Below are 17701 nucleotides of genomic sequence, written 5' to 3' on the forward strand. Positions count from 1 at the left end.
TATTATAAAGGTATTAAACTAATAATTAAAAGGAGTGCTTATAAATGAATAGATTTACATTAAGACAAGAGGAAGCAATATTAATGATAATTGATATTCAGGAGCGTCTAGTACCTGCAATGAAGCACGGGAAAAAAACCATTGATAATACAAATATTTTAATAGCTACGGCAAAAAAATTAGATATTCCTATTATAGCTACTGAGCAATACCCAAAGGGATTAGGCAAGACAGTAACAGAAATAAGCGAAAATATAAATGGAGACTATATATATGAAAAAATATCTTTTTCAGGCTATACTGAAGAAGTAAAGACAGCTCTTAATCAAATAGAGAGAAAAAAAGTTATTATTACAGGCATGGAAACTCATGTTTGTGTATATCAAACAGTTAGAGATTTATTAGACAATGGTTATGAAGTGTTTATAGCAGAAGACGCTGTATGCTCACGAACAAAGGAAAATTATTTAAATGGACTTTCTATTATGGATAAAATGGGTGCTGTTATTGTAAATACGGAAACAGTACTATTTGATTTGTTAAAAGAAGCAGGAACTCCTGTATTCAGAGAATTATCAAAGCTAATAAAATAAATATATAGGCTGGAGTATAAGCTGATGAAAAAGTTTAAAAAGTTCTATATTGAAATTACAAATGTATGCAATCTTTCCTGTAGCTTTTGTCCACAAACAAAAAGATCTCCTGAAATTATGAAATTTGATGTCTTCAATAAAATATTAGATGAAGTAAAGCCTTACACAGATTATCTATATTTTCATGTAAAAGGAGAGCCTCTTCTCCATCCAGAAATAGATAAATTTCTAGACATAAGCTATGAAAAAGGCTTTATGGTCAATATAACAACAAATGGGACTCTTATAAGTAAAGCAAAAGATAAAATACTTATGAAGCCGGCCTTAAGGCAGGTTAATTTTTCGCTGCATAGCTTTGATGGAAACCAAAGCCATAATAATAAAGAAGAATATATTAAGGAGATTATCTCCTTTGCAAAGGAAGCAGCTGATAAGACTAATGTTTTCATAGCCTTAAGGCTATGGAATCTAGACAGGGATAATGCAACAAACTTACAAAAGAGAAGAAACATTCAAATACTCCAAATAATCCAGAAAGAGTTTAATTTAGACTATAAAATAGAAGAAAAAGTCATACCTGGTAGTGGAATTAAAATCATGGAAAGGATATATTTAAACCAGGATATTGAATTTAAATGGCCTGATTTAAAGGAAGAGGAAGATGAGGGCAAAGGCTTTTGCTATGGACTTAGAAATCAGGCTGCTATATTAGTAGATGGAACTGTAGTACCCTGTTGTCTTGATGGGGAGGGAATAATTAACTTGGGTAATATAAATAAGGCTCATTTCTCCCAAATAATAGAGAGTACTAGAGCTAGAGATATTATAAATGGCTTCTCAAATAGAAAAGCAGTTGAGGAATTGTGTAGAAAATGCGGGTATAGAAAAAAGTTTGGATAATATCAGAAGGAGAAAAATATGAAGTATGACAAAATAATAGAAGGAATTTTCTTAAAAAGACCTAATAGATTCATAGCACAGGTCTTAATAGATGGAAAAGAAGAAATAGTACATGTTAAAAATACAGGTAGATGTAAAGAACTGCTTTTACCAGGAGCAAAAGTGTTATTAGAGGATTGCTCACATAATATGACTAGAAAAACTAAATATTCACTTATAGCAGTTTGGAAAGGGAAGATGCTAGTTAATATGGATTCCCAAGTGCCCAATTCAGTAGTGTTTGAAGCACTAGAAGGGAGAAAGGTTAAAGAGCTTGAGGATATAATACATCTAAAGAGAGAAGTAACCTTTGGTAAATCCAGATATGATATATATTTTGAAACTGAAAAAGAAAAGGGCTTTATTGAAATAAAAGGAGTTACACTAGAAAACAATAATATTTCTATGTTTCCAGATGCACCTACAGAAAGAGGTGCTAAGCATGTATTAGAAATGATTGAAGCAGTTAAACAAGGCTACAGAGGAATAATACTTTTTCTAATACAGATGAAGGGACCTAAAGTATTTAAGCTAAACTGGCAAATGGATAGAGCATTTTCAGAAGGAGTTAAGCTAGCACATGAAAATGGTGTAGAGATATTTGTTTATGATTCCATTGTGTCTTACAATACCATATCTTTAGACAAACCTGTTAAAATAGAACTTGATGAAATTATAGAATAGTCTTAAAGGGCTTAATAGAAAGTATATATTTAGAAGTTTAAGGGGGACATAGATGATTTACACGAACAACTTAACAAAAGGCAGTATATTTAAAGCGCTTTTTAGACTTGCCATTCCAATCATGGGCACATCCTTTGTTCAGATGGCATATAATATGACAGATATGATTTGGGTTGGAAGAGTTGGGCCTAGAGCTGTGGCAGCAGTAGGAACAGCAGGCTTTTTCACCTGGCTTGCCATGGCATTTATACTGATTCCTAAAATAGGTGCAGAAGTAGGAGTAGCACAATCAGTAGGAAGACAGGATATGAAGGAAGCAAAGGTATATATAAAGCATAGTATTCAAATGATTATTTGTCTTGCTTTATTTTATGCGTTTGTACTTATTATCTTTAGAAAATCCTTAATAGAATTTTTTAATTTAGGGGAAGAAGATATAATCAATAATGCAATAAATTATTTAGTTATTATATCTATTGGATTAGTATTTTATTTTATAAATCCAGTTTTTTCAGCAATATTTAATGGATATGGAGATAGCAAGACACCTTTTATCATAAATACAATAGGACTTATAATAAATATGATTTTAGACCCACTATTAATTTTAGGAATAGGTCCATTTCCAAGGCTTGAAGTCATAGGTGCAGCAATAGCAACAATAATAGCCCAAATAACTGTAACGATTATATTTATTACCATAGCAAAACAAAGACATGAGCTTTTTTCAGAGCTCAATCTTTTAAAAGGACCTGATAGGGACCATATAAGAAAGATAGTAAAGCTAGGCTTACCAGTAGCACTACAAAGTGGACTATTTACCATTTTTGCCATGTTTATAGCAAGAATCATAGCCCAGTGGGGGCCTATACCCATAGCAGTACAAAAGGTAGGCTCCCAGATAGAAGCCATATCCTGGATGACGGCAGGAGGTTTTCAAACGGCCATGAGTGCCTTTGTGGGACAAAACTATGGAGCTAAAAAATGGGATAGAGTATTTAAGGGATATTTTGTTGGATTAGCTATTGTATCTGTAATAGGAATATTTGCAACAAGCCTTTTAGTCTTTGGAGCAAGACCCGTATTCTCTATTTTTATTCCAGAGGAAGAGTCTATAAGATATGGAATAGTATATCTTAAAATACTAGGTCTTTCTCAGCTATTTATGTGTATTGAAATAACTACAGCAGGCGCCTTTAATGGGCTAGGCAAAACAGTTCCTCCATCAATTGTAGGCATATTATTCAATGGACTTAGGATACCAGCAGCACTAATACTTTCATCAACTAGCTTAGGCCTAAACGGAGTATGGTGGGCAATAAGTATATCTAGTATGTTTAAGGGCGTTGTGTTAACCACCCTATTTATATTCTCATTAAAAAGAAATCCTGAGACAAAGGGATTAAGTGTATTTAGATTACTCTCATCCTATAAGCATTCATAGCGGTGATCCCAAGCTTGTTTAAAAGCTTAGAGTTAGTATAGGCGCCTACAACTGCACCTATACCAGGGATTATCTGCATGAGTTTGGCAATGTCTATATAATCCCTGTATTCCTGCTGAAATTCTCTCCAATTAAATAGATTTATATCACTGGGAAGGGCTTTAGAATACTCTTCCCAGTTTTCTATTTCATGAAATACTTTATTAACCACTGCTTGACTAGAAAAAGCAAGCTGAAATATTTTTAGTATGTACAATCTTTCCTTATAATCTCTAGTATCAAAGCCATAAATAGCTGCAACATCATACAGAAACTTAAATTTTATGCTGAGCAGTAGAGGAAAATCAGCAAGTCCCATTAATATTCCGCCTGCTCCTGTACTAGCACCTTCAAGCATAGCAGTTTTTTTATAAAAGCTTATTTTTTCTTTAACTAAACCTTCTCTTTCTTCAAGAGGCATAGATGGATAAGGATTTTTAGTCATGAACTGTGAGCCTGATAATACAATTTTAATCATATTTTTTATAGCAAAAGTAAGAACCTCATGATATTTGTCAGGTAAAGTATTATTTATCCTATTTTGTATGCCCTTTGAAGTCTTATTTATTATAGAAGGTTTTTTCTGCATTTTCTTTTTCCAATTGTTTAGTTCTTTTATAGCATTTATATAGTACTTATCCATTTTTATCACCAGCTTTATATTATTAGAAATCTAAATAAAAAAGTTAATAACCAACTAAAATATCTTACCCATATGTTAGGATAAAAAACACAAATAAACTTTCAAGGTAATTACTAGAATTAAAATTTATATGCAATCATATATATTGTAATACTATGATTACATAATTAGTCATAGGGCAATAATAAAATTAATAAATAACAAAGGAGTGTAATTTTATGCCTAGCTTTGGTAATCCATTTAGTGCTAACGTGGACAGAAAAGTAACACAGGAAGAATTAATTCAGGCAATACGCCTAGATATAGCTGGAGAATTAGAGGCAATATATATTTATGATGCTCATATCCAAGCAACTGATAATCCAATAGCAAAGAAAATTCTTGCAGACATTAGAGACGAGGAAAAAGCACATGTAGGAGAATTAATGACATTACTTAGAATACTAGACCCACGTGAAGGAGAGCTTTTTGCGGAAGGAGAAGAAGAGGTTAGAGAAATGCTTATGGACTTAGGTATTGTAGAGAAAACAAACAATATCACACAATTAGGAATTAAAACCGTAGGAAGTCTTTTAGAAGAATAGGAGGGAAGATGAATGGAATATTTGCTTAGGGAAGACGCTCCATTTGGAGAAGAATTGTGGGAAAAAATAGATGAAGTTGTAATTAGGAAAGCAAAGGAACAATTAATAGGCAGAAAATTTATTCCAATTTATGGGCCATTAGGTCCAGGAGTGCAGAATATAAATATAGATTTAATAAATGCTAATAAGGATGCTACAATAAGTTCTAATGGAGAAGAGGAAATAGAATTAGTAGCAGTCAAAAACCGGAAATATGTTGAAATACCTATGGTATTCAAGGATTTTTTCATATCATGGAGAGACTTAGAAAACAGCAAAAAAACAGGTTTACCCTTAGATCTTGCACCTGTTGCTATTACTGCTGCAGCATGTGCTCACAAGGAAGACCATATTATATTTTTTGGAGACGAAGATTGGGGATATAAAGGTTTAATGAATGTAGATGGAAGGCAAATTTTCAAGAAAGATAATTGGAATGAAGGGGAAAACGCGTTTATAGATATTGCAAAAGGACTAGAAAAACTAGTTAGAAAAGATTTTTATGGTCCATATGTTCTTGTGGTAAGTCCTGATTTATATGTTCAACTCCAAAAAGTTCAACCAGGAACAGGAAAAATAGAGATTGAAAGAATAAGAGAATTAATAGATGGCAAAATATATCAAACACCAGTATTAGGCTATAATAAAGCAGTTTTATTGCAAAAAGGAATGGAAAACATGGATATTGTAATAGGTCAAGATTTAGTAACAGCATATATTGGACCTGAAAAGCTTAATCATGTATTTAGAATGTTAGAAACTATTATTTTAAGGATAAAACGACCAGAGTCTATTGTTATATTTGAATAAAATATAGAAGAGTAAATAGAGAGCAATTTGCTCTCCATTTATTTTTTAATATATTTAAATTTTTTGGCAAATGTCCTTTAGTTTTAGATATTGTATTCTCACGTTTTTATTCTGAAAATGTTACTATTATGGCAGGAAGCTTTCATGCAGAAAAAATAGGATTTACAATTAATCAATTAGATAAAACTATGATTGCTTGGCAGTTTGATTCACTTAAAACAACTATTGAAACAATATATGCATTTGCAGTGACTGATGAAACTGCATTAGTTAGTAGATGCCAACACTGCAATAATGTATTCATATCTAATAACCCCAGGGCAAAATATTGTAGCACATCATGTAGAAATTGTGCCAATGTCCAAAGAAGCAGGGAACGAAAAGCTAAAAAAGAAGAGGAATAATATTGATGAAAACAAAAAAAGAATTGAAGCTGGAATATAAAGAAATGAAACCTCCTATGGGAGCAATTATAATAAAGAACAATTTAAGCGGAAAAATATTTATAGATGTAAGCAAGGACCTAAAAAGCATAATAAATCGTCATAGATTTCAGTTGAAGATGGGCATGCATAAAACAAAGGAGTTACAACAGGACTGGAATGAATATGGTGAAGAAGTGTTTTCTTTTGATGTACTAGAAGAATTGAAATATGATGAAAAAGAAGAAAAAATAGATTGTACAAAAGAACTAGAGCTAATGAAAATGATATGGCTAGAAAAGTTAAAGAAAGATGGGCTTGTACAAATTTATGAAAAATAAAGAGTTCAGGCCTCAAAGCCTGAACTCAAATTTAGTTAAATAATTTTTTCGGTCAACACCTTTTCTATTTTAGCTTTTTCATCTCTTAGCTTTAAGCCTTCCTTCAATTCTCCCTTGTATATTCTATGGACAATATCTACAGTAATCTTCACATATCTAGGACTGCTGTGTATAGACAAGTTTGCCAAACCCTTACCCCTTAATTATAGTGATTAAATATCCTTAAAAAGCTTCTATTAGTACGTCCATTATTCCACCACATACCATACCTTCATCTTCAGCCACATCTCCTGTCATGTCAATATGCTCAATAGCGTACCCTTTGTTTTGAATAATATTTCTAGACAAAGTTATTATATCAGCCTCACTGCATCCTCCACCTATACTTCCTATAGTCTTACCATCCAGCCAAACTATCATTTTTGCTCCTGCTTTTCTAGGCACAGAGCCTTTGGAGGATATTATAGTTATAAGAGCTCTAGGAATATCTGATTCTTTACTCATTTCATCTATTACAGAACCATCGAACTCAGGCCAATTAAACTTAATAATATTTCCGTCGATAAAAGCATTTTTTCTAGCTCTTCTAACGCTTATAACCTCGGCTATTATGGAAATGGCGATTTCTTCAGGAGTAACCGCATTAATATCTACTCCAATAGGAGAATAAACTTTATCAAGCTTTTCTTGAGAATAGCCCTCTTTTAAAAGCTCATCCTTTACACCTTTGACTCTACGCCTTGAGCCAATCATGCCTATATATGCAGGATTATGGCCTAGCGAATGACGTAAGCAGACTCCGTCATGCCTATGGCCTCTTGTAACAATTACAACAAAATCAGATTTTCTAATATTAAGCCTAGAGAAGGATTTTTCAAAGCTTTCACATATAACCTCGTCTGCATGGGGAAAACGGCCTGGATTTGCAAAAGAAAGTCTATCATCTACAACCGCTACAGAAAATCCTACCTTAGCACCAAATTCCACTAGAGGCTTAGCAATATGGCCTCCACCAAAAATAACTAATCTTGGATTAGGAAAGTAGGGCTCGATTAAAATATTTTCATCCTCAGTATTAATAATCTGAAGATAGCCAGTTTCAAATGCATTCAATATATTCTGCTTAAGAACCTTATCCTTCTCCTTAAAGAAGGAATCATTTTCTAAGTTATCTTTAACTAAAACATATTTATCTGTAATAGCTCCCTTCTTATCACTAGTGGGCTTCAAGAAAGTTAGCATAGCTACTTCATTACCTAATTCTAGTTCCTGTGATAGTTTTTTATAGATATTCTTAAACACTTTTTTCACCATCCAATTAAATTGATTTTATTATAAACATCTTATCATAGAATAAAATTAGGGGATAGGATTTTTATTCTATTATGGAAACCTTATAAGTATCCTCTACCTTTTTTGTACCCAAATAACATTGATTATATAAGAGAAATAAATATATAATAAATGTAAGGACAGGTGTAAACGTTTTTTGTTAACATAGATTCAAAAATATATTTAGGTAGGTGACGTTATGAGTACAGAAAAAAAAGGCTTTATTTTGGAGGAAGCTACTATTTCATCAGTTCATGATGCAATGAAAAGAGGAGAGCTGACTTGCCGTCAATTGGTAGAGATGTATTTAGAAAGAATAGAGGCATATGACCAAAAAGGACCTGCTCTCAATTCAGTAATTATGATAAACCCGAAGGTGCTAGAAATTGCAGATGAGCTAGATAAAAAGTTTAAGGAGTCAGGATTTATAGGGCCACTTCATGGGATACCAGTATTACTAAAGGATAATGTAGATACAGGAGACATGCCAACTACAGCAGGCTCACTTAGCTTAGAAGGTGTAACTCCAGAGGACGATGCTTTCATTACTAAAAAATTAAAAGAAGCGGGAGCTCTTATTATTGCAAAGGTAAATCTACATGAGTTTGCAGTATGGGGAGAAACAGTTAGCTCTATTTTAGGTCAAACCTTAAATCCATATGATTTAACTAGAACACCAGGAGGCTCTAGCGGCGGGACAGGTGCTGCAGTGGCTGCAAACTTTGGCCTTATAGGTATAGGATCAGACACTATTAACTCAATACGTTCTCCTGCATCAGCTTGTAGCTTAGTAGGACTTAGACCAACTGTAGGGCTAGTTAGTAGAGATGGAATAGTACCTTATTCAATGACTCAAGATACTTCTGGACCTATTATGCGTACAGTAGAAGATACTGCTAAGGTATTAGATGCAATAGCAGGATATGACCCTGCAGATCCTCAAACAGCTTGGTCCATTGGACATAAACCAGAAACCTATACAGCTTTTTTAAACAAAGATGGCTTAAAAGGCAAAAGGATAGGGGTATTAAAAAGCTTCTTTGGTAAAAGTCATATACACGAGGAAGTTAACAAGGTTGTTAATAATGGATTAGAAGAAATGAAGAAAAATGGGGCAACCTTAGTGCCAATTGAAGAAAACATAGATGCAGATAGCTTGGTTAAAGAGGTAAGTGTACATCTTTACGATTTAAAATCACATCTAAATGTATACCTAAAGGATCTAGGAGCACGTGCAAAGGTTAATTCTCTTGAGGATGTTATAGAATCAGGTAAATATCATAAAGGAATAGAGGAAAACATTAAGTTTGCCCAAACTTTAGATATAAATACTCCTGAATACAATCAACGTCTTATAAAGAGAATGGAGCTTAGAGACCTCGTAATGAGGATTATGGCAGAATACGATTTAGATGCAATAGCATTTCCTCATCAAAAACGACCTGTAGTAAAGGTTGGAGAGCCACAAGCAGAGAGAAATGGTGTACTAGGCTCAGCAACAGGATTCCCTTCTTGTGTAGTACCTGCTGGATTTACAACTCCAACAGAAGAAGCACCTATTGGAGTTCCTGTAGGACTAGAAATTTTAGGCAGAGAATGGGATGAAGGAAAGCTAATAGAAATTGCATATGGGTTTGAGCAAGCAACACATTATCGTAAGGTTCCTGTTAGCACACCTTGTTTGAAAGGTTAATTAAATAGATATAAATGAAAAAATAACCCTACTATAGGTTTTTATAGTAGGGTTATTTATGTTTTTGAATATAAAATCTAATTATGAAAAAACTAAAATAGAATAAACAGCTGGTTTTCAAATAATATAAAAGAGGTCATAGCAATGACAGAAAAACAAAATAATAATAACAGTATAATCATAAGTAAAAATCTTGAGAATAATATCAAATATATTAAAGAAGAGATGGGAAATAGCAGTGATTTGACTATTAGACAATTTAACTTAGGTATAAACTCTGATTCAAGGGCAGCTATGATTTATATAAATGGGCTAGTGGATAAAAGGTTTGTTCAAGATTTCATGCTTGAAATTAGTAATAATATAGTAGATGTGGATAGGTCTACCTTCATGAAAAAGAACCTGCTAGAATACTTAATGTCTTTTCCTTTATCTGCTGGAGAAGTAAAGGAAGTCTTTAGCCTTGAAAAAATTATACTAGACATTTTATTAGGAAGTACAATTATAATGCTTGAAGGCTATGAAAAGTCAATATCAATTAATACTAGCCATAGTGAAGGCAGGAAGGTTGAAATGCCAACATCTCAACCGGTTATTCGTGGTCCAAAGGAAGGCTTTGTAGAGGATATAGGAGTAAATCTGTCTCTTATTCGTAAAAGGGTTAAGGATAAAAACTTAAGGATAGAAAAATACTTAATAGGAAGGATTACAAAAACAGATGTTAGATTGGTATATATAAAAGGGATTGCAGATGAAAAAATAGTTGAAGAGGCACGTGTTCGCTTAGGGAGAATAGATATAGACGGTATATTAGATAGTGGCTATATAGAGGAGCTGATACAGGATGAACCTTACACACCATTCCCCACAATATTTAGTACAGAAAGACCTGATACCTTAGTTGCTGATTTGCTCGAAGGTAGGGTAGCCATAGCCGTTGATGGCTCTCCCTTTATACTAACAGCTCCTTCTGTATTGATCCAATTTTTTCAGGCAAGTGAGGATTATTATGACTATTTCATCACAAGTTCTTTTATTCGTATGCTAAGATATTTAGCATATCTTTTAACCATGCTTACTCCAGCCTTATATATTGCTATGACTACATTTCATCAAGAAATGCTCCCTACTCCACTGCTTATAAGTATAGCAGCACAAAGAGAGGGCATCCCTTTTCCTGTATTCATAGAAATATTTATAATGGAAATCGCTTTTGAGATTATAAGAGAATCTAGTACACGAATGCCTAGAACTGTTGGTTCTACCATATCCATAGTAGGTGTATTAGTTATTGGCCAAGCTGCTGTAGAAGCAGGGATTATATCTGCTTTTGTGGTGATTACAGTTTCTCTTACAGCTATAAGCAGCTTTGCCACACCTGATAACAAAATGGCTTTATCAGCCAGATTATTGAGATTTGCTTTCATTATACTATCTGTTACCTTTGGACTTTATGGCATAGTCATGGGGTTAATAGTTTTAACGCTACATTTATGCAGCCTAAGATCCTTTGGTGTACCATATACATCACCTATATCCCCCTTTGTTGGATATGAGATGAAGGACAGCATATTTAGAGCCTTAATATGTAAGACGAAGCTTAGACCTAAAAGTATTAGTAAGGAAAACCTAGTGAGACAAGGTGAGGATGCTCCTCATAAGCCTAGAAATAAAAAATAATCTTTAGGGGAAATACTATGAGCAGAAGAATTGTTTTTCTTTTATTAATTATTATACTAAACATGAGCCTAAGCGGCTGCCAAAGCAGTAACGAAATAAACAGACTAGCAATAATAACTGCAATTGGAATAGATAAGGCGGATAGTCAATACAGGATAACTGCACAGATTATTATTCCAAGCGAAATCTCTCAAAAATACTCCCAAGGAAAATCACCTGTAGTTGTTCGTACAGTTACAGCACCAACTATCTTTGAGGGTATCCGAACTATGTCTAGGGAAGCAACTAGAAAACTATATTTGTCTCATGTTCAGGTCCTAGTTCTTGGAGAGGAAATAGCTAGAAGTGGTATTAAAAATATAATAGATTTTATTTCAAGAGACCATGAACTTCGTACGGACTTTTATATTTTAGTTGCTAAGAATAGTACTGCATATAATATATTAGATACTTTAACTCCTATAGAAAATATACCTGCAAACTTTATACATGATTCGATAGAGGTGTCTAAAAAGGTTTGGGGGCATACTAAAGAAGTTCAGCTTGATGAGCTTATTAGAATATTAAGCTTTAAAGGGCAAAGTCTTGTCCTAGCTGGAATTGTAGAAACAGGTGAAGATGAAAAAGGAAAAGATGTTAGAACCCTAGATAAAGTATCACCACCTGATCTTTTGAGGCTACAATACTTAGCGGCATTTAAAAAAGATAAGCTTGTTGGTTGGCTTGAAAACGATGAATGTAAGGGATACTCATATATTACTAGCAACATTGAAAGCACAATTGAAACATTAGAGGAATTTGAGAAAGGAAATATAGCCTTAGAGATAAAGGAAGCAAAATCTAAGATAAAAGTAGAGTTATATGAGGGTATGCCAATAATAAATGTAGATATTAAAGCAAAAGCCAGTATAGGGGAGATCCAGATTGATATGGATTTAACCAAGGAGGACAATATAAACAAAATAGAAAAAATGGCAGAGGATAATATCCAAAGAGAATGCAGAGCAGTTATAAAAAAAGCTCAAGAAGAGCTTAATACTGATATTTTTGGGTTTGGAGAGGCAATATACAGAAAACATCCCAAGATATGGAATGATCTAAAAGAAGATTGGAGTAATAGGTTTAAAAATATAACTGTAAACATAACTGTAGATGTTGAAATTAAGCAAACAGGAACAACCACTATGGTACTAGAAGAGAGAGAAATGGAGTAGGATATGCTTAAAATATTATTATTCATTATTATAGGAATTATAATCTTAGCAATAGAAGTACCAAGCATGAGAAAGAAAAACCTGAAAAAGGAGCTAAAGCTATATGTGGTTTTTCTCATTGCAGGTATTATATTAGTTTCGCTTATAAGCTTAGATATTAAGGTTCCAAGTACTGCAAGCATACTTGAAAGTATGTTTAATCCTTTAAATAGATTAATATCAAAAATACTTTAGTAATATGAGAAAGCAGGTAATGTTTTTATGGAAAGGTTTAGAATAAGCAGCAAGCAATTTTCTATTATTGTAGCCGTTTTTACAATAGGCACAACTATTTTAGTAACACCAGGAGTTGTAGCTAATAGAGCAAAACAAGACTCATGGATGGTGCCGCTAATAGGCATAGGAGTGGGCGTCCTAATTATATTACTATACACATCTATAGCTAAGCTATATCCACAAAAAAACTTTTTTGAAACAATCCTGTATATATTTGGTAAATGGCTAGGGACTGCTGTTAATATTTTTTTAGTTATTATATTTATTATTACAGCATCACAAACAATCTGGTATTTAGGTAACTTTCTGAAGGTTCAAGTATTAACAGAAGTACCTATTTATGCTATACATATTATATATACGGTTGTGGTTATTTATGGAGCAAGACTTGGATTAGAGACTATTTCACGTTCTGCTCAGTTTCTATTTCCTACTATTATTTTTTTATTTATATTAGTAACTATATTGATAGCTCCTCAATCCAAGCTTGAAAATTTACAGCCTATTTTTGAATATGGTCTCAAACCTATTTTAAGTGCAGCAGTAGTTCAAATATCTATTCTTTGTCTTCCTTTGATTATACTATTAATGATTCCCTCTGATTGGGTAGAGCCTGCAACTAATTATAGGAAAAGCTTCATTACGGGCTATATAATGGGTGGGGCTGTTATGTTCATAACTACCCTGTTTTGTATACTTGTATTAGGTCATAAAATAACTGCGCAATCTGAGTTTCCCACCTATCTCTTAGCAAAAAAAGTCAATGTATTAAATTTCTTTCAAAGAATGGAGCCAATAATAGCTATAATGTGGATGATATCAATTTTCTACAGAACATCCCTATATATGAATGCAGCCTTGATAGGCATATACAATGTATTTAATCTTAAAGATTATAAGTATATAGTTACCCCCTTAGGAATATTTGTGCTAGGTTTATCCTTGATAGCCTTTCCTGATACAGCCTATCAATACGAATGGGATTCCTTAACATGGATATCTATTGTAATGACTTTTGGATTGTTACTGCCTTTACTATTAATAATTCTAGGATTATTAAAGAAAAAGAAACAAAGTGCTTAAAATATCTAGGACAGATGATTTTCTCAATAAAAGAAAACATGCTTCTTGTAAAGCGGACAAGTTTCCTAGCCAAATTAAATATGATATAATTTATGAAAAAGTACATCTTGAGAGTGTTACAAATTGATATTATGACAAGGCAGAATAAAATCTTGGAGGAAGGCCTTATGGAGCTATGGGATATTTATAATAAATACAGGCATAAAACTAATAGGACACATGATAGATCTAATCCAATGAGAGAAGGAGATTATCATATTGTTGTACATGTTTGGATAGTTAATGATGATGGAGAGTTTCTAATACAGAAGAGACAGCCTTGGAAAAAAGGCTGGGCAAATATGTGGGATTGCGCAGCTGCAGGTTCTGCCTTATTAGGCGAGAGTAGTGAAGAAGCAGCAGTTAGAGAAGCAAAAGAGGAAATAGGCCTAGATTTAGATATGGATAAGTCAGAGTTTCTATTTACTATTAAATTTCACCGTGGATTTGATGATGTTTGGCTCATTAGACAAAATGCAGATATTAAGGAATTAAAGCTTCAATACGAAGAGGTTGCAGATGTAAAATGGGTTAGCTACGAAGAAATGAAGCAAATGGCATTTGAAGGCGAATTTATACAATATAGTTATTTTGATAGACTATATGAATTACTAAACTCTGGATTAGTACTAAAAAAAGCAACAATTGATGAGGCAGAAACCCTATTAGATTTACAAAGAGAGATATTTATGCCCTTATACGAAAAATATCAGGATTATGACACAAGTCCTGTAACTCAAAGCAAGGAAAGATTTTTAAGAAGGTTTGATATAGGAGATTATTACAAGATTCTCTTTCAAAATACTTTAGTAGGTAGTGTGTTTGTCTATGAAAAAGCACTAGGCATAATGAAGTTTCATATAATAAACATATTCCAAGAATATGAAGGCAAAGGCATTTGTCAAGAGGTAATGAAACGTTTAGAAAGCATGTATCCCCAAGCGGAATCCTGGGAGCTTGAAACCATACAATCTGAAAAGCGAAACTGTTATATTTACGAGAAAATGGGATATGTTCAAAGCCAAGAGAAAAAAGTCATTAATGATAATATGACTATAATAACCTATATAAAGAGGGATAATTTATATAATATTAAAGAAATATTTATATAATATTAGCTTAATAGACTTAGAAATATTTTGGAGGTAAATAAATGCTAAAATCTACAGAAACATATATTTACAAAAAAACTGATGATTGTTCTATTTGCTTAGATTATTATAGCTCCAATATTAGAAACTCACCTCTAATAATATACATTCACGGTGGAGCATTAATATTTGGCTCAAGAAAGGATATTATTTCTGAACAGATTAGATTATACAATAAGGCAGGATATTCGGTTGCTTCTATAGATTATAGATTGGCACCTGAAACAAAACTAAAAGATATATTTGAAGATATTAAAGATGCTTTAAGCTGGGCTAAGGAAAAAGGAGAAAAGGTTTTAGGGATAGACCCTAAAAGAATTGCAATAGTAGGACACTCTGCAGGTGCCTATCTTGGTTTGCTTTTGGGGACCTATGAGGACAAACCTAATGCAATAATATCCTTTTATGGATATGGAGATATACTTGCTGATTGGTATGGAAAGCCTAGTCAGTATTATTGCAATATGCCCTTAGTGACAAAGGAAGAAGCTTACAATGTTATTGGAGACAAAGCTGCAACAGAAGGAGGAAGAGATAGATTTTTATATTATCTATATTTAAGACAAAAAGGAATATGGACAAGGGAGGTAAGCGGATACCATACTCTGTTCCAGAAGGAAAATATAATGCCTTTTTGTCCAATACACAATGTAAATTCAGATTTCCCTCCTACACTCTTGATTCATGGAGCTAAAGATACAGACGTACCATATGAAGAGTCACTAAAAATGGCAAAAAGGCTCGAAGAGCATGGAGTAGATACGGAATTCATAAAGCTGGAGAAAGAAGGTCATTTATTCGATAATGACATGAAAAATCCAACAACCTTAAAAGTGTTTGAGCAAGTATTAGATTTTTTAAAAAAACATCTATGATTATAAAATAATCATAGATGTTTCTTTCTACAAGGTTTTAAAGCACCTAAGCTTCCTCTATTGCTTTAGAACCTAATTCATTAGCTTTAATAGTAAAAGCTATAGCAGAAGATATTATTAATAGCACCATTGCTACTAAATAAGCCATATTATAATTATTTGTAAAATCATATATGGTAGCCCCTGTCATTGGACCTATTATCCCTCCAATTCCCCATGCTGTAAAGATTAAGCCGTAATTGATACCAAAATATTTAGTGCCATATGTATCAGATATTGCAGAAGGGAAAACAGAAAATCCAGCACCATAACATAAGCCTGCTATAGAGGCACCTACAAATAAAAGAGTTATACTTTTATAAAAAGGGAACAAACCCATATTGAGTCCTTGAAGCATAAACATTATTCTCATTAAATTATTTCTGCCGATTTTATCAGAGAATATTCCACCCAAAAATCTGCCTAGTGTATTGAAAATAGCTAAAAACATGACTAGAATAAATCCACCCTCCCAATTAACTTGAGTTTTAGATATTGTGGAAATATGGCCTATAATCATAAGTCCAGCAGATGAAGAAAAAGAAAACATAATCCATAGCTTGTAAAAATAAGGGGTCCTTAACATTTCCTTACCTGTAAAATCCTTGACCTTTTGTATTTTTACTAATTTTTTAGAACTGTTAGATTCAACCACATAATCCTCTGGTGGATTTGCTAATAGTTGAGATAAAATTGTTGTAATTACTAATACTAAAGAACCAATAATAATAAATGTTTTATTAATACCCACTTTTGTGAGAAGATAGTTAGCTAGTGGTGAGTAAAAAACTGAGGAAAGACCAACGCCAGCCACAACTGTTCCAGTAATTCTTCCTTTTTCTTCAGGAGAAAACCATTTTACCGTCGGAGGTGTTGTAGATACAGTTATTATTCCAATACCTGAGCCAGCTATGATACCAATAGTAAAAAGCATAACTATGGGACTGTGAGTAAAGCCTGACAATATAAATCCTGATCCTACTAAAATAGAGCCTATTGTACTAGTTACTCTAGGTCCTTTTTTATCCTGTACCTTTCCAAATATGACCATGGATATTACAAAGAAAATAGTAGATATAGTGTAAGGAAGAGAGGCTTCTTTACTAGTCCAGCCTAGGACATTAATTAAGGCCTTACTTATAACGCTCCATGTATAGAGCATACCTGTTAAAAAGTTAATTCCCACAGCTGCCCATAAAACAACAAATCCTTTGTTTTTCATTGTTCTCATATGTTCAATCCACCTATCATATATTCTTTACTCCTATTATACTAGATTTTGTTTGAAGTGTAGATAATCTTTATTATTTTTTACAAAGAGATAATAAACCCATGAATAGATAATCGATAAAGATATATAAAAAAATAAATAAACATATTGACACTTATCTATGTCTAAGAATATACTATATATAGACAGTTATCTATATATTTAGAGATGAGCATAATTAATAAAATTTGACTAGAGAAACTTTAAAATTAAATATCAAATATATACTCATCTGGAACAGACATAAAATAATAGGTTTTGTCTTGAAAATGGAAATTTTAAAAGAAAATAAAACAAAAAGTGCATAGCAAAGCTAAGGTTGGTATTTCTGAATTCTAAAAACCAAAAGAGTAGGCTCTGAAATTACTATGAAGCTTTTTTAAACTTAGTTAAGGACCTAATTTTATCCTTTTGATTATCAGCAATAGCCGCAAGAGCCAAGGATAAAAGTGTAATATGACCTAAAGTATTTAAATTAGTAATAGAATTGATATTGCGTACTATAGGATTC

The 17701-nt window shown here is 32.8% G+C and carries 19 protein-coding genes; 15 read left to right on the forward strand and 4 right to left on the reverse strand.

The window, feature by feature from the left end; translation table 11 throughout:
* Positions 1-44: 44 nt before the first annotated feature.
* From BLV37_RS04745 to BLV37_RS04760, 4 genes are read left to right on the forward strand one after another with little or no spacing between them, the layout of a single operon-like run.
* Complete coding sequence (locus tag BLV37_RS04745) at positions 45-593, forward strand: hydrolase (RefSeq protein ID WP_091728007.1); 549 nt, start codon at positions 45-47, stop codon at positions 591-593.
* Positions 594-617: 24 nt separating this feature from the next.
* Entirely contained in the window at positions 618-1493 is an 876-nt protein-coding gene (locus BLV37_RS04750) for a radical SAM/SPASM domain-containing protein (RefSeq protein WP_091728010.1), read from the forward strand.
* 18 nt (positions 1494-1511) lie between these two features.
* On the forward strand, positions 1512-2216 hold the full coding sequence (sfsA, locus tag BLV37_RS04755) for a DNA/RNA nuclease SfsA (RefSeq protein ID WP_091728013.1): 705 nt from the start codon (positions 1512-1514) through the stop codon (positions 2214-2216).
* Between the two features lie 52 nt (positions 2217-2268).
* Positions 2269-3660, forward strand: a complete 1392-nt coding sequence (locus BLV37_RS04760; protein WP_091728015.1) for an MATE family efflux transporter — start codon at positions 2269-2271, stop codon at positions 3658-3660.
* Here BLV37_RS04760 and BLV37_RS04765 read toward each other — a convergent pair.
* Complete coding sequence (locus BLV37_RS04765; RefSeq protein ID WP_091728018.1) at positions 3629-4342, reverse strand: EcsC family protein; 714 nt, start codon at positions 4340-4342, stop codon at positions 3629-3631. The two genes, BLV37_RS04760 and BLV37_RS04765, sit on opposite strands and share 32 nt — an antisense overlap.
* A gap of 218 nt (positions 4343-4560) precedes the next feature.
* On the opposite strand from BLV37_RS04765, the gene BLV37_RS04770 reads away from it, so the two are divergent.
* From BLV37_RS04770 to BLV37_RS04785, 4 genes are all read left to right on the forward strand, one after another.
* Positions 4561-4926, forward strand: coding sequence for a demethoxyubiquinone hydroxylase family protein (locus tag BLV37_RS04770; protein WP_091728020.1), 366 nt, complete (start codon positions 4561-4563; stop codon positions 4924-4926).
* Between the two features lie 12 nt (positions 4927-4938).
* On the forward strand, positions 4939-5775 hold the full coding sequence (locus BLV37_RS04775; protein WP_091728023.1) for a family 1 encapsulin nanocompartment shell protein: 837 nt from the start codon (positions 4939-4941) through the stop codon (positions 5773-5775).
* 128 nt (positions 5776-5903) lie between these two features.
* A complete protein-coding gene (locus BLV37_RS04780) occupies positions 5904-6179 on the forward strand; it encodes a hypothetical protein (protein WP_091728025.1) in 276 nt (91 codons plus the stop codon).
* A gap of 2 nt (positions 6180-6181) precedes the next feature.
* On the forward strand, positions 6182-6538 hold the full coding sequence (locus tag BLV37_RS04785) for a GIY-YIG nuclease family protein (protein WP_091728027.1): 357 nt from the start codon (positions 6182-6184) through the stop codon (positions 6536-6538).
* A gap of 35 nt (positions 6539-6573) precedes the next feature.
* Here the strand turns inward: BLV37_RS04785 and BLV37_RS14990 are convergent, their stop codons facing one another.
* Positions 6574-6726, reverse strand: a complete 153-nt coding sequence (locus BLV37_RS14990) for a hypothetical protein (RefSeq protein WP_176967875.1) — start codon at positions 6724-6726, stop codon at positions 6574-6576.
* A 34-nt stretch (positions 6727-6760) separates the two neighbouring features.
* Complete coding sequence (locus tag BLV37_RS04790) at positions 6761-7852, reverse strand: XdhC family protein (RefSeq protein WP_208975201.1); 1092 nt, start codon at positions 7850-7852, stop codon at positions 6761-6763.
* Positions 7853-8069: 217 nt separating this feature from the next.
* Between BLV37_RS04790 and BLV37_RS04795 the strand changes: the two genes are divergently transcribed.
* From BLV37_RS04795 to BLV37_RS04825, 7 genes are all read left to right on the forward strand, one after another.
* Positions 8070-9563 (forward strand): amidase family protein, encoded by a 1494-nt coding sequence (locus BLV37_RS04795; protein WP_091728028.1) that lies wholly within the window; start codon positions 8070-8072, stop codon positions 9561-9563.
* 144 nt (positions 9564-9707) lie between these two features.
* Positions 9708-11243: a spore germination protein gene (locus tag BLV37_RS04800; RefSeq protein ID WP_091728030.1), complete on the forward strand. Its 1536-nt coding sequence runs from the start codon at positions 9708-9710 to the stop codon at positions 11241-11243.
* A 17-nt stretch (positions 11244-11260) separates the two neighbouring features.
* Complete coding sequence (locus BLV37_RS04805) at positions 11261-12457, forward strand: Ger(x)C family spore germination protein (protein WP_091728032.1); 1197 nt, start codon at positions 11261-11263, stop codon at positions 12455-12457.
* Between the two features lie 3 nt (positions 12458-12460).
* Positions 12461-12691: a hypothetical protein gene (locus BLV37_RS04810; protein WP_091728033.1), complete on the forward strand. Its 231-nt coding sequence runs from the start codon at positions 12461-12463 to the stop codon at positions 12689-12691.
* Positions 12692-12718: 27 nt separating this feature from the next.
* A complete protein-coding gene (locus BLV37_RS04815; protein WP_091728035.1) occupies positions 12719-13816 on the forward strand; it encodes a GerAB/ArcD/ProY family transporter in 1098 nt (365 codons plus the stop codon).
* A 167-nt stretch (positions 13817-13983) separates the two neighbouring features.
* A complete protein-coding gene (locus BLV37_RS04820) occupies positions 13984-14967 on the forward strand; it encodes an NUDIX hydrolase (protein ID WP_091728036.1) in 984 nt (327 codons plus the stop codon).
* A 41-nt stretch (positions 14968-15008) separates the two neighbouring features.
* Positions 15009-15881 carry an alpha/beta hydrolase gene (locus BLV37_RS04825; protein WP_091728038.1) on the forward strand — a complete coding sequence of 291 codons (873 nt, stop codon included), beginning with the start codon at positions 15009-15011 and terminating at the stop codon, positions 15879-15881.
* A gap of 46 nt (positions 15882-15927) precedes the next feature.
* Here the strand turns inward: BLV37_RS04825 and BLV37_RS04830 are convergent, their stop codons facing one another.
* Complete coding sequence (locus BLV37_RS04830) at positions 15928-17151, reverse strand: L-lactate MFS transporter (RefSeq protein ID WP_244270470.1); 1224 nt, start codon at positions 17149-17151, stop codon at positions 15928-15930.
* Between the last annotated feature and the right edge of the window lie 550 nt (positions 17152-17701).

The organism is Proteiniborus ethanoligenes (assembly GCF_900107485.1).
In the GTDB taxonomy this organism is placed as follows: Bacteria; Bacillota; Clostridia; order Tissierellales; family Proteiniboraceae; genus Proteiniborus; species Proteiniborus ethanoligenes.